Origin of the sequence: Rhodococcus sp. 06-1460-1B, from assembly GCF_002258475.1 — a bacterium.
Classification (GTDB): domain Bacteria; phylum Actinomycetota; class Actinomycetes; order Mycobacteriales; family Mycobacteriaceae; genus Rhodococcoides; species Rhodococcoides fascians.
The window spans coordinates 1-12,430 of the sequence record NZ_NOYS01000006.1 but is presented as its reverse complement, the minus strand read 5'-3'; the positions used below and the strand labels follow the sequence as shown (position 1 = coordinate 12,430).

The 12,430-nt window shown below is 66.0% G+C and carries 11 protein-coding genes; 5 read left to right on the top strand and 6 right to left on the bottom strand.

Going from position 1 to position 12,430, the window contains the following annotated elements; translation table 11 throughout:
• Window positions 1–16: 16 nt before the first annotated feature.
• From CH268_RS01855 to CH268_RS01845, 3 genes are all read right to left on the bottom strand, one after another.
• Window positions 17–1,249, bottom strand: coding sequence for a multidrug effflux MFS transporter (locus tag CH268_RS01855; protein ID WP_027495206.1), 1,233 nt, complete (start codon window positions 1,247–1,249; stop codon window positions 17–19).
• Window positions 1,250–1,348: 99 nt separating this feature from the next.
• A complete protein-coding gene (locus CH268_RS01850) occupies window positions 1,349–2,293 on the bottom strand; it encodes an aldo/keto reductase (RefSeq protein WP_094662222.1) in 945 nt (314 codons plus the stop codon).
• Window positions 2,294–2,343: 50 nt separating this feature from the next.
• Window positions 2,344–3,288, bottom strand: coding sequence for a DNA-3-methyladenine glycosylase family protein (locus CH268_RS01845; protein WP_048318792.1), 945 nt, complete (start codon window positions 3,286–3,288; stop codon window positions 2,344–2,346).
• Window positions 3,289–3,394: 106 nt separating this feature from the next.
• On the opposite strand from CH268_RS01845, the gene CH268_RS01840 reads away from it, so the two are divergent.
• The 3 genes from CH268_RS01840 to CH268_RS01830 all read left to right on the top strand — a co-directional run bounded on the left by CH268_RS01840 (window position 3,395) and on the right by CH268_RS01830 (window position 8,138).
• On the top strand, window positions 3,395–5,860 hold the full coding sequence (locus CH268_RS01840) for a LuxR C-terminal-related transcriptional regulator (protein ID WP_094662220.1): 2,466 nt from the start codon (window positions 3,395–3,397) through the stop codon (window positions 5,858–5,860).
• 82 nt (window positions 5,861–5,942) lie between these two features.
• Complete coding sequence (locus CH268_RS01835) at window positions 5,943–7,181, top strand: MFS transporter (protein WP_255182269.1); 1,239 nt, start codon at window positions 5,943–5,945, stop codon at window positions 7,179–7,181.
• An 81-nt stretch (window positions 7,182–7,262) separates the two neighbouring features.
• Window positions 7,263–8,138 carry a helix-turn-helix transcriptional regulator gene (locus CH268_RS01830; RefSeq protein ID WP_094662218.1) on the top strand — a complete coding sequence of 292 codons (876 nt, stop codon included), beginning with the start codon at window positions 7,263–7,265 and terminating at the stop codon, window positions 8,136–8,138.
• Here the strand turns inward: CH268_RS01830 and CH268_RS01825 are convergent.
• The 3 genes from CH268_RS01825 to CH268_RS01815 all read right to left on the bottom strand — a co-directional run bounded on the left by CH268_RS01825 (window position 8,084) and on the right by CH268_RS01815 (window position 11,041).
• Window positions 8,084–8,629: an MmyB family transcriptional regulator gene (locus CH268_RS01825; RefSeq protein WP_094621896.1), complete on the bottom strand. Its 546-nt coding sequence runs from the start codon at window positions 8,627–8,629 to the stop codon at window positions 8,084–8,086. The genes CH268_RS01830 and CH268_RS01825 overlap by 55 nt on opposite strands.
• Window positions 8,630–8,738: 109 nt before the next feature.
• Window positions 8,739–9,752, bottom strand: coding sequence for a GlxA family transcriptional regulator (locus tag CH268_RS01820; protein ID WP_255182268.1), 1,014 nt, complete (start codon window positions 9,750–9,752; stop codon window positions 8,739–8,741).
• Complete coding sequence (locus tag CH268_RS01815) at window positions 9,749–11,041, bottom strand: LuxR C-terminal-related transcriptional regulator (RefSeq protein ID WP_255182267.1); 1,293 nt, start codon at window positions 11,039–11,041, stop codon at window positions 9,749–9,751. The genes CH268_RS01820 and CH268_RS01815 overlap by 4 nt, the downstream gene beginning before the upstream one ends.
• A 133-nt stretch (window positions 11,042–11,174) precedes the next feature.
• On the opposite strand from CH268_RS01815, the gene CH268_RS01810 reads away from it, so the two are divergent.
• Together CH268_RS01810 and CH268_RS01805 are read left to right on the top strand one after the other, a co-directional pair.
• A complete protein-coding gene (locus CH268_RS01810; protein ID WP_230074136.1) occupies window positions 11,175–11,435 on the top strand; it encodes a DUF3263 domain-containing protein in 261 nt (86 codons plus the stop codon).
• 37 nt (window positions 11,436–11,472) lie between these two features.
• On the top strand, window positions 11,473–12,430 hold a 958-nt coding region (locus CH268_RS01805; protein WP_094662216.1), incomplete at its 3' end, for an S-(hydroxymethyl)mycothiol dehydrogenase.

The window sequence follows — 12,430 nt, the reverse complement described above, 5'->3', positions numbered from 1 at the left end:
GATGACGCGAGTGAGGTCACCGACGTGCGGACAGGACGGTCACCGACCCGAGTGCGATCAGCGCTGCCGCCGAGGTGGCGACCATCGTCGTCGAGACGGCGATCGCGTCGTTGCCCAGTGCACCGACGATCGGTGCGACGATCGCCCCGAGTCCGAACTGTGCGGCACCGAGTAGTGCAGCTGCGCCGCCTGCCGCTTCACCGTGGCGGGACAGCGCCAGCGCGGGCGCGTTGGGCATGACGAACCCGACGGCCCCGAGTACGAACCACAGCGGGACGACGAACCCAGCCATGCCGCCGACCTCGGTGACCGCCAGGACGACCATGATCGCGCCGGCGACGACGCCGAAGGACAGCGCCGACAGGACGATCTGCACCGGTGCGAAGCGTCCCAACAGCAGGACGTTGAGCTGGGATGCGCCGATCAGAGAGATCGCACCGGCCGCGAAGACGATGGCGAATTGTTGCTCGTCGAGGCCGAACTCCTCCTGCAGGACGAACGACGAACCGGCGACGTACGCGAAGAGTGCCGACATGGCCAGGGCAGCGACCATGACGAGGACGACGAACTGCGTGTCCCGCAGCAGCGATCGGTAGGTCCGTAGAACGGGCATGACGCCACTGGCCCGACGACGCTCGGGCGGCAGGGACTCGCGCAGCGACACGATTGCCAGCGTCATCAACGCCACGCCCATGATCGCCAACGCGGCGAACACGAGCCGCCAGGAACCGACGAGAAGTACCGCACCGCCGAGCGACGGTGCCAGAACCGGAGCGACGCCCATGACGAGCATCAGGCGAGACAGGACGGTCGCGGCGGCGCGCCCGCTGAACAGATCTCGGACGATGGCCATGGCGACCACGGCAGCAGCTGCGGCACCGAGGCCCTGAATCACACGCAGGCCGCCGAGTACGGCGATGTTGGGAGCAACGATGCAGGCGAGCGACGCCAGGATGTGCACTCCGGTGCCCACGATGAGGGGCAGTCGTCGGCCGACGATGTCCGACAGCGGCCCGATGACCAGCTGGCCGAGCGCGAGGCCGACCAACGTACCCGCGAGCGTGAGCTGCACTGCAGACGACGGGGTGTTCAGATCCTCGGCGATGGCAGGAAGCGCCGGCAGGTACATGTCGATGGTCAGTGGACCGAGGGCGATGAGCGCGCCGAGTACGAGGATCACCCGGAGGCGCTCGCGTGACGTCGGCTCGGTTGTGGGAGCCGACGTGCTGCTCTCGCGCGTGTCGGTCACCTGCGCGCTGGTTACGGATGTGTTCGATGCTGGGGCCACCCGAAGGTCAGCAGCGCGGGAGCTGATTCTGTTCCCGTTGCTGACTACAACTTTCGTGTTCTATGCCACCGCGTCGGACAGTCCGGTGAGTGTGTCCACCTCGTGGCTGGTCAGACGCAGTGTCGGCGCGTCGAGCAGAGCCGGTACCTGAGCGAGTGAGCTCGCGCTCGCGATCGGTGCGGTGATGCCCGGTCGAGCGAGCAACCAGGCGAGAGCCACACTCGACAGCTCGGCCGAGCGGGAGTCGGCGATCTCTTGCAGGCCCTGCACCACAGCCAGGCCTGCATCGGAGAAGTAGCCCGTCGTCAGTCGCTCGCGCTGGGTACCGGCCAGATCCTCCCGGGTGCGGTACTTACCCGTCAGGAAGCCGGCGGCGAGGGAGAAGTACGGAAACACCCCGAGGCCGTTGTCGACGGCGAGGGCTTGCAGTTCGCCCTCGTAGTCGCGACGGGCAACGAGGTTGTAGTGCGGTTGCAGTGCGATCGGTGCCGCAAAACCGTTGTCTTTCGCCAGGCCCAGCCATTCGCGGACCCGCGCGGGGGAGTAGTTCGAGATGGCGACGTGCCGAACTTTGCCTGCCCGGACCAGGTCGTCGAACGCGGCCAGGGACTCGACCAACGGCGTCTTGTCGTCGTCGTAGTGCGCGTAGTAGACGTCGATGTGATCGGTCTGCAGCCTGGACAGGGATGCGTCGGCTGCGGCCCGAATGTTGTCGGGTGCCAGACCGCGGAACTCGGGATGCTGGCTCACCTTGGTCGCGAGAACGACGTCGTCGCGGTTGCCGCGGGCTGTCATCCACTTGCCGATGATCGTCTCGGATTCGCCGCCCGAGTTGCCGTCGGCGAATGCCGAGTACGAATCGGCCGTGTCGACGAAATTGCCACCTCCTGCGGTGAACGCGTCCAGGATGTCGAAGGACGTGTCCTCGTCGCTGGTCCAGCCGAAGGTGTTCCCGCCGAGGGCAAGCGGAAAGATATCCAGATCGGACGTGCCGATAGCAACCACGAACTACTCCTTAGGTCGGCGAACAACTCGACTGTACGAGTAGGCCGGGATCAGTGCCAGGTGTGGTCCACCAGCGCGGTCCGTGGCCCGAATTTCGGCTTGGTCGCCTTGCCGCTGAGATACAGGAGCCGAATCGCGCGATGTCGATGTGGTGCCAAGGGCTGCAGATACTCGACCATTTCCGCGTCGTCGATCGGTCTACCCAACAGCGACCAGCCCACCACCGCGGCCAGGTGGTAATCGCCCACCGACAACGCGTCGGGATCCCCCAGGGCGCGCTGAGCGGTCTCGGCCGCGGTCCAGATGCCGACGCCCGGGATCGCGCGCAGCCTGCGTTGCGCATCCTCGGGCGTCATCGTCGACGCCTCCTCCAGACGTCCGGCTGCGCGCGCGGCACGGACGATGGTCTTCGACCGGGCCGGGTCGACGTTGGCGCGGTGGTAGTCCCACGACGGGATGCGTCGCCACACGTCGGCGGTGGGAAACACGAACATCGTCTTCGGTGTCGGGCCCGGTGCGGGGTCGCCGAACTTGCTCACCAGGTACCGCCACGAGCCGAACGCCGAAATGCCGTGTACGCGTTGCTCGATGATCGCCGGTATCAGGGCCTCGAGCACCAGACCGGTCCGGCCGAGGCGTAGGTGCGGAAGTTGTCTGTGTGCCTCGCGCAGGATCGGGTGTTCGGGAGCGAAGCTCGAGGGGTCGTCGTCCCGGCCGAGCAGAGCCGGGGCAGCGTCGAGCAGTTCGTCGGCACCGGGTCCCCAGGCTCGCACCATGACGCTGCTCGGTGAGGCCTGCACCAATCGGTACGTGACCGGGCCGGAAATCATGCGCGACGTCCGCCACACGGCACCGTCCGGCGTGGACTCGTAGGTGGGATCGCCGCGGCCCCGACGCAGCGGTGACAGGGACATTCGGATGTCGACGCGCTGCTCGAAGTCGACGAGGCGGGTGACGCCGTGATCGGTAGGGCCGGAGGAGGCGTTCTCGGTCATCGCTCGGGTCACCTCCGTCGCAGTCGTGGTCGGCCGGTTCAGTGTGTCCCTGCCAGGGCCATATTCAACACCCTTGCGCAGACACGGGTGAAAATATATTGGACGAATGCCCACATCACCGGATCGCGACGCAGTGCTGCGTGAGGGCCGCTCGTGTTTGTCCGCTTCGCCGGAGAACCGGCGGATCCTGGTGATCTCGGGTGCGCGAGGCATCGGCAAGTCCACGGTTGCCAACACCATCGCGGACGAGGCGACAGCGCTGGGTTTCCGGGTGGTGGATCTGCCGTGCCTCGCGTACTCACCCGCGGGGGCGCGTGGCGAGGGACTACTCGACGAGGGGCTGTTGGGCGATCTGGTGGCGGCCGACGCGACGCCGACGCTGCTGGTGATCGACGACCTGCATCTGTTGCCCGCGGGCTCGCGCGACCGACTCGCTCGTGCGGTGAAGACGGCGGTACGTAGCCCGCATGTCCGGTGTATCGCCACGACCGTCGACACCGTCCCGCCGCCGTTGTGGCGGGAGTTCGCCTTCCATCGTGTGCGACCCCTGCCCGACGACGCGGTGCGCGATTTGTTGAACGGCACGGAAACGGCAGTGGCGCAACGACAATCGATCATCGAGTTGTCGCGAGGGAACCCCCTCGTCGCGACCGAACTCGCTCGCGCTGCGCCGATCTGGCACCGGGATCCATCCGTCGGCGGTGCGATGCTCGACCGCGCCCACCTCACCGATACTCTCGCCGACATCGGCGCGTTCGAGGTCGCCGGGCTCGACGAGGAGTCCAGGCGTCAAATTCTCGGCGATGCGTTGCGACACATCGTCTCTCGCGAGCACGGTGGCGACTCCGTGGCCGCCCACCCACATGGCGACACTGTCGCACAACTGTGGATTCTTGCCTCCTCGACCGCCGAGGAGCGCATCTCCGTTCACCTCGAATCGGCTGTCGACACACGGCTGACGCCCGACGAGCGTCTGGTGCATCGAGCACTCGCAGCCCGAGCGCCCGACGCGCGCCTCGTCGCTGCGCTCGACGAGCGGGCGCACGACCTGGCGTCGCAGCATCGCTACCGCCGGGCGGTGGCGTTGCTCTGCCGTGCAGTAGCGCTCGAATCCGATCGTGGACGCGCGCGAGCCCTCGAGGTGCGGGCGGCGTCCATGGCGGCATTCGCCGGCTTCGTCGATCTCGCGGTAGCGATCTTGGACCGTATGCGGTCGGGACATCCCGATGCGGCCCTGTCCGAGACCGTTCCGGCCCGGGCCTTTGCCGGCGTTGCCCGGGGAGGCGACCCCCGTGCTGCGTTCGGCGTCGTCGTGCAGGCTCTCGATCGATTGCCGGATGCGGTCGCCCCGGACGTCGTCGACCAGTTGATCGGTTCGGTTCTGGCGTACAGCGCACTGACGGGTGACAGCGAACTCGTTGCGCAGGCCCTGCAATGGGCGGTCAAATACGAACAGCATCTCGATTCGGTCAACGTGCTCGTCGCGCGGTCTCTCGGCGTCTCGGGTTCGAGAGTGCACGTGAGGGCACTCGACAGCCCGGCGCTGCTGGACGCGGTACGAGCCTCGCTGCGCACCGGAGACCCGTGGAAACCGGTACTGCTGCAGCTGGCGTTGCCCACCCTGCTGTGGGATCCGAACGACAGTTGTCGGCTATCGGACGTGCTGGACGCTGACGCAGCTGGGTTTCCGGCCGCCGAGTCTCTGACCCGGCTGCGGCACCTCGCCGCACTCGCCGCTCGCGGACAGTTCTCTGCGTTCACCGAGGCCGTCTCCTCGGGACTGCCGGATGGCCTCTTCGACGCGCAGGAGGGCCTGCTGAAATCCTCGGTGGCAGCTGTCGCTGGTGGTGAGAAGAGTTGTACCGCAGCCGAATCGGTGGCACTGGGCCGCTTCGACGTCGCCTACGAGCGGATGCGCCGCCGCGATCTCTCGGCGGAGCACTGTTCGATCACTCCGTACGGACCACTCGAAATACTTGACTACGTCGAATCCTGTGTACGGCTGCGGCGGTCGGACGAGGCGCGCACGTATCTCGACCGACTGCGCCGAACCCGGCCCGATTTCTGGGGAGCCCGCCACAGTGCGCTGCTGACTGCAGTCGAAGCGATGCTGGCAGAGGCCGGAGCCGAGGCGCTCTTCGAGGCGAGTCTGCATGAACTACGCACCGCAGGATGGTGTTTCGATGCGCCGCGGGTTGCGCTGGTCTACGGCGAGTGGCTGCGCCGCCACCACCGGGTGATCGAAAGCCGCGGTCGGTTGAGATACGCCGCGGATCTGTTCGCAGAACTGGGTGCACGCACGTGGCTGCGCCGAGCCGAGGACGAACTACGGGCTGCAGGAGCCGGCCCGCACCCGCGTGAGGGTGATGCGGGCTCGGGGTTGACCGGGCAGGAACTGCGCATCGCGTCGCTTGCTGCCGCTGGTCTGACCAACAAGGAGATCGGCGAACAGCTGTATCTCTCGGCTCGAACTGTCGGCGGTCATCTGTACCGAGTGTTTCCCAAATTGCAGATCACCACGCGGTCCGCGCTGCGGGACGCACTCCTTCGTTACGAGGGCGGCGGACGGTGAGTGAGCACGTACTCGCCGGCTCTGGTTCGATCTCCTTGTCGACGGCACAGGACGGACGGCCCTTGCAGAACAGGAGATCAGCGTGACCCGATCGGACGAAAAGTCGTCGCCCCGCATGTCGTCGCCCCGCATGTCGGTGTCGAGTGCGACGGCATTCGTCGGAGTTGCGTTCGCGTTCGTGGTGGCGATGATGGGCACCACCATGCCGACGCCGCTCTATGCGCTCTACGAGGTCGAGTTCCACTTCTCCGTCTTCGTCGTCACCCTCGTGTTCGCGGCGTATGCCGTCGGTGTGCTCGCAGCTCTGTTGGCGTTCGGCCGCTGGTCCGACTCGTTGGGACGACGCCCGATGCTGTTGGCGGCCATAGCATTCGGGTTGATCAGCGCCGTGGTGTTCGTCACCGCCGGCTCGCTGACGGCCCTGGTGATCGGGCGCGTGTTGTCGGGAATCTCGGCCGGCATCTTCGTCGGTACCGCGACGGTGACGTTGATCGAGTTGGTACCCGAACGATGGCGTGACCGTGCATCCGCGATCGCTACCGCAGCGAACATCGGGGGCCTCGGCCTCGGACCGTTGGTGGCCGGAGTGCTCGCGGAGTACCTACCGCAACCGTTGCGTCTGACGTTCGTCGTCGACATGGTTCTGCTGGCTGCGGCAGCAGTGGCGGTGTTCCTCGCACCCGAGACGGTGCGGGTGGACGGCGGAGCACGCCCGCACATGCAGCGGCTGTCCGTTCCACCGGAGGTGCGCGGCACCTTCGTGCGCGCCTCGATCGGAGGATTCGCGGGGTTCGCCGTACTTGGCCTGTTCACTGCCGTCTCGCCGGGATTCATCGGCGGTGTGTTGGGAGTCGACAATCACGCCGTCACCGGGGTGGTGGTGTTCACGGTCTTCGCTGCGTCGGCGACAGCCCAGATTGCTTTGCGCGCAGCCGATCCCGCGTCGGCGCAGCGGTGGGGATGCGCGCTGCTGCTGCTCGGTCTGGTGTTCCTGGCCGCGTCGCTGCTGCTGACCTCGTTGGCCGTTCTGGTGGTAGCGGCGCTGCTCTGCGGCGTCGGTCAGGGCATGACATTCGCCAACGGCATGTCCACGATCGGTGCCGAGCTTCCTCCGCACCGTCGGGCAGAGGTCACCTCGACCTTCTTCGTCGTGTTGTACATCGCGATCTCGGTACCGGTGATCGGGGCCGGAGCCGTGGCGACCGGATGGGGCCTGGTGACGGCGGGGGTGGTGTTCGCCGTCGTGATTGCGGTGCTCGCGGCGGTGGCGTTCGTGCTGTTGACCATCGATCTGCGCAAGTCTCGGGCTGTCGTGTCCTGAAACGGTCGACAGTGGGCCGGATTCGTACTCGATTCGGGACGGCGGGTAGGAGATGATGGTTGTCGACAGGAGGTCCTGACGATGGCCGAACGCTCGTTGCTTGCGGACTTCCTTCGGGTGCGCCGGGAATCGCTGCAACCCGAGCAGGTGGGTCTGGTGCGCGACGGCAACCGCCGAGTGCGCGGACTGAGACGAGAAGAGATCGCCCGGCTCGCCGATATCAGCGCCGACTACTACCTGAGGCTCGAGCAGGGGCGCAATCATCAACCCTCCGAGCAGGTTCTGGCTGCGCTGAGTCGGGCTCTGCGTTTGGACGAGGACGAGCGGGCGTACTTCCACCGGGTGGCGCGCGCGCAGTCCGGCCCGGCCGTGGTCGAGGCGCTTCCGCCGCGAGTGACCGAGGCGTCGGCCCGGGTGTTGGAGCAGTGGGTCCACACGCCGGCGTACATCACCGACCGCCATCACGATCTGCTTGCGCTCAACGGTCCGGCTGCGCTGATGACGCCGGGCCTGAAAGTGGGTACCAACCTGATGCTCGATGTGTTCGCGCACGAGCACAGTGCCGCCTCGCCGGAGGATTGGGCCGTCACGGCGCAGCGAATGGTGTCGGCGCTGCGATTCCACGCGGCACCGGGTCACCCGCGACTGACGGAGTTGGTGGGCAGATTGTCGGTGGAGAGCCGCGCTTTTCGCAGGATGTGGGCCAAGCACGACGTACGGCCGTTGTCGTCGAGCATCTCCGTCGTCCCGGTGGAGCCGTTCGGTCTGGTCGAATTCCGTTCGCAGACTTTGGAGATCGTCGGCGAGGGTGGGCAGTTCATCACCATCTACTTCGCCGATCCCGGTAGTCGGTCGGCATCGGCGATCCGGCATCTGGTTGCCGGAGTCCCCAGCCGCGACACTCAGTTCGTTGTTCCTCGGTCCGATTCGGACGATCGGACCGCGTCGGCCAGTTGACGTAGAGCTGCCCTCGACTGTGCTGTTCGGGGCCGCAGCACCATCAGTACGTGGTCCTCGGCGGCAGGCATCAACAGGTAGTCGAGCATCAACGGACCGACGACGGCATGTTCGATCGTCATGGTTCCGGTTTTTCTCGCGCTGGTCTCACCGGCCCACTTCTGCGCGAATGCCGAACTACGGGTGGACAGTTCGCCGACGATGCGGCGAAAGGAGTCGTCTGGCTCGTGCCGATCCAACGACTCACGAAGCATGGCGACCACCTGATCCGCCGACGATTCCCACCCGGCAGGCGGGTCGGCGGCGGGATCGTCTCGATCGCCGCAGAGCGAACCGGCGTCGACGAATGTGAACACGGCCAGATTGACCCCCTCGGCGAAGCTCGGCGACACCGCACGAGCGAGCATCGTGGACGATTCGACGGTCAGATGCCGATCCAGCAGTACCGCAGGCGAATACGCCCAGGACTCGAGCGCCTCCACGTTGTGCATGATTCGACCATAGATCCAGGCGGTTGCCGGTCCGGTAACCCTGCCAGGGCCACCTTCGACCGGCGGTGTTCGATCCTCCCGAGGTGAACGAAAGCGTTGGGGCCGACTATCACTGGGCTGGATCGGTCGTGCGGAACTTTCTCTGGTAATCCGACGGTGTCACCCCGAACTTGGTGACGAACGCACGCCGAAAAGCAGCGGGCGTGCCGAATCCTGCGTCGGCAGCGGCCCGGGCCACGGAATAGCCGGACTCGAGTGCGGCTACCGCGATATCGAGACGCATCGCGGTCACGTAATCGAGAGGCGTCGTGCCCAGTTCCTCGCGCACGATGCGATTGAGATGTCGCACACTGACATTGGCGTGTGCCGCGAGAGCGCTCAGGTTCGCGGGTCGTGTCGGGTCGGCATGGATGTAGTCGGTGATAGCGCGAGAGACCTGGGTCCGCGGCGGCGGACCTTTCAGCGACACCGAATACTGCGACTGGCCGCCGGAGCGCTGCATGTACACCAGCAGTAGTTGCGCGACCGTTCTGGCTATCGGGGCACCGTGATCACTTTCGACCAACGCCAACGCCAGATCGATTCCGGCAGCGACCCCGGCCGAGGTGTAGATGTCGCCGTCGCGAACGAAGATCGAATCCGGTTGGACACGCGTGTCGGGAAAGCGTTCCGCCAGAGCCGACGTGAACTTCCAGTGAGTGGTCGCACTCCGGCCGTCGAGCAGACCGGATCCCGCCAGCGCGAACGCCCCACTGCAGATGGACGCCACCCGCCGCGCTCGGGGCGCGAGCAGCGCCACCGCGTCGAGCAACGCCGGGTCCTCGAAGACGGCCGGAGCCGATTCGCTACCGGGAACGATGAGGGTGTCGAAGTCGCCGCTGTCGGCGACGGCGGCGTTCACCGACACCGTCATTCCCATCGAGGTCACCACGTCACCGCCGTCGATCGAGAGGAAGACGATGTCGTAGCCGTCGACTCGCTGGTTCGCTTCGAGGAAGACCTCGGCCGGGCCGACGAAGTCGAGCATCTTGACCTGGTCGAAGAGCAGAATGCCGATGCGCCGACGCTGGGTCGGACCACGCCGAGACGGGTCGTCGTTCACCCGAGTGGTCGAACGCGTCACGATGCTCGGATTCCGGCCTTCATGCCCACGGCACCCGCTTCACCGCGGGTCTTGACCTCGAGTTTCTTCAGAATGCTTGCGACGTGGAACTTCACCGTGCTCTCGCCGATGTTGAGGCTCGCGGCAATGTCCTTGTTGCGCTTGCCGTATGCGAGGTAGCCGAGAACTTCTCTCTCGCGACGGTTGAGGCCGGCGAGAAGTTGTTCGTCGGCTCGTGCGGGAGGCGGGTCGAGAGGAATCGCGATGCTCACGCGTGATCCCCACCCAGCGGTGGATTCGAATGAGATCGATCCCCGGAGGGTGTGCACGCGTCCGGAGAGCTGTTGGGTCAGAGTCTCGGTGTCGCAGGCGTGCAGGCCGTCGTTGCGGACTTCGAGCAGCAGGTTGGTTCCGTCGCAATCCCACGCGATACGTACCCGTCGAACATCCGGCTGAGCCACGTAGGCGAGTACGACGGTCCGAACCACGGCTCGCGCCGCGCGTGCGATCTCGCCGGGGACCGGTCTTCCGTCGACTGGGGGAGCGACGTATTCGACGTCGATCGAGGACTGGTCCAACACAGTGGCGAGCTCCCCCTGCAGCCTGGCGAAGGCGGTGGTCACTGCTTCCTGCCCCAGCTCACGGTTGGCTTCTTCGATGGAGCGAAGCTCGATCAGTGCCGCCGACGCGGTATCGCTGGCGGTTGCGCGTGCTCGCGCGTCATCGAGGTCCTTCGAGCGCAGCGTGGACAGCACGGACGTGAGGGTATCGACGTGGGCGTCGACCATCTCCGAGATCACCCGAGCACGCTCGCTCGAGGCCGCCAGGGATTCGGCGAGATACGCAGGACTCGCCTGTACCACCTGATGGCGGATGGAGGTGGCTACGATTCCGAAGGCAACGCCAACATCGGAATCCGGATCGAACTGCGGCGCAGCCGATTTGGGCACCAGGACCAGCAGGGTGTCGGTGGTGTCGTCGAGTTGCGTCGCGAGACGTCGCTGTGCACCGGCCAGGCGCCCCGGGCCGTCCAGAGCTCGGCGCCCACTCTGCTGCACCGACTGTTTGAGGTCGTCGAGCTCCTTGATCGTCACGCGGCTCGTCATCGACTCGTCGCCACTGACTTTTCTCGGACGGCCGGTGCATTCCCTGGTGAAAATGATCATCGCCGAGTGCGGATACCGCTGCGACGACCACCACGAAAAACGAGCAGCTATCTCGACCAGCGGACCGGTCAGGACATCCCGAAGCGCGGCGAGCGAGTCGGTCGGTTCGGACCTGGCGGGGGTCGACGGGGCAGAGCTGCTCACGTGCGCATCCTAGTGCTCGGAGCGGCGTCGTGTGATGTCCGTTCGGCCAGTGATTGCTAGCCGTTGTGCGTGGTTCTTTTCTCGCGGTAGGACGACAACCTGGACATCGGATTCATCGACGAAGGGAACACCGTTGAGGACGACCACCGAAACCCTCGCGTCGACTCTCGGCTGCCCGGAAACGAAGCGCATGATCGACTTCGCGACCCGGTGGATGCCCTACGGCGGCGGGCCGGCCGAGGACATTCTGGTCGGGTTCGGAATCAGCCCGACCGAATACTTCACCAGGCTCGCCGCAGTGCTTCGCGAACCCGACACAGAATCGACCCTCGACCGCGACACGATGTCAGCGTTGCTCGAGGTGTGCCGCCGCAGGCTCTGGCTCGGCGAGTGAATCGTCCTCCGTACATCACCTGACCCCAGGAGTGCTTGTGTCACAAACCGTTCATGCCGTCGTCGCCAAGGCGAAGGGTGAGCCCGTCTCGATCGAGACGATCACCATTCCCGATCCCGGCCCGAACGATGTCGTGGTCACCATCGCCGCGTGCGGGGTGTGTCATACCGATTTGCATTACCGCGAGGGCGGCATCAACGACGAGTTCCCGTTCCTGCTCGGCCACGAAGCCGCAGGCACCGTCGAGGCCATCGGTGACGCTGTCACTCATGTCGAGGTCGGTGATTTCGTGGTGTTGAACTGGCGTGCGGTGTGCGGGGAATGCCGAGCCTGCAAGAAAGGCACCCCCTGGTACTGCTTCGACACCCACAATGCGTCGCAGAAGATGACTCTCGCCGACGGCACCGAACTCTCTCCGGCGTTGGGGATCGGGGCGTTCGCCGACAAGACCCTCGTCCACGAAGGCCAGTGCACCAAGGTCGACCCGGACTCCGATCCGGCGGTGGTGGGGTTGCTCGGCTGCGGGGTGATGGCCGGGTTGGGGGCGGCGATGAACACCGGGAACGTCTCGCGCGGGGATTCGGTGGCGGTGATCGGGTGCGGCGGTGTCGGCGATGCCGCGATCGCCGGAGCCCGGTTGGCGGGGGCGTCGACGATCATCGCCGTCGACCGTGACAAGGGAAAACTCGACTGGGCTCTCGAACTCGGTGCCACGCACACTGTCGATGCCTCGCAGGTCGATGCGGTCGAGGCCATCCAGGAGCTGACGGGTGGGTTCGGGGCGGATGTGGTCATCGATGCCGTCGGTCGCCCGGAGACGTGGAAGCAGGCGTTCTACGCCCGCGATCTCGCCGGGACGGTTGTCCTCGTCGGGGTGCCGACGCCGGAGATGACATTGGAGATGCCGTTGATCGATTTCTTTTCCCGGGGTGGGTCGTTGAAGTCGTCGTGGTACGGCGATTGCCTGCCGGAGCGGGATTTTCCGATGTTGGTCG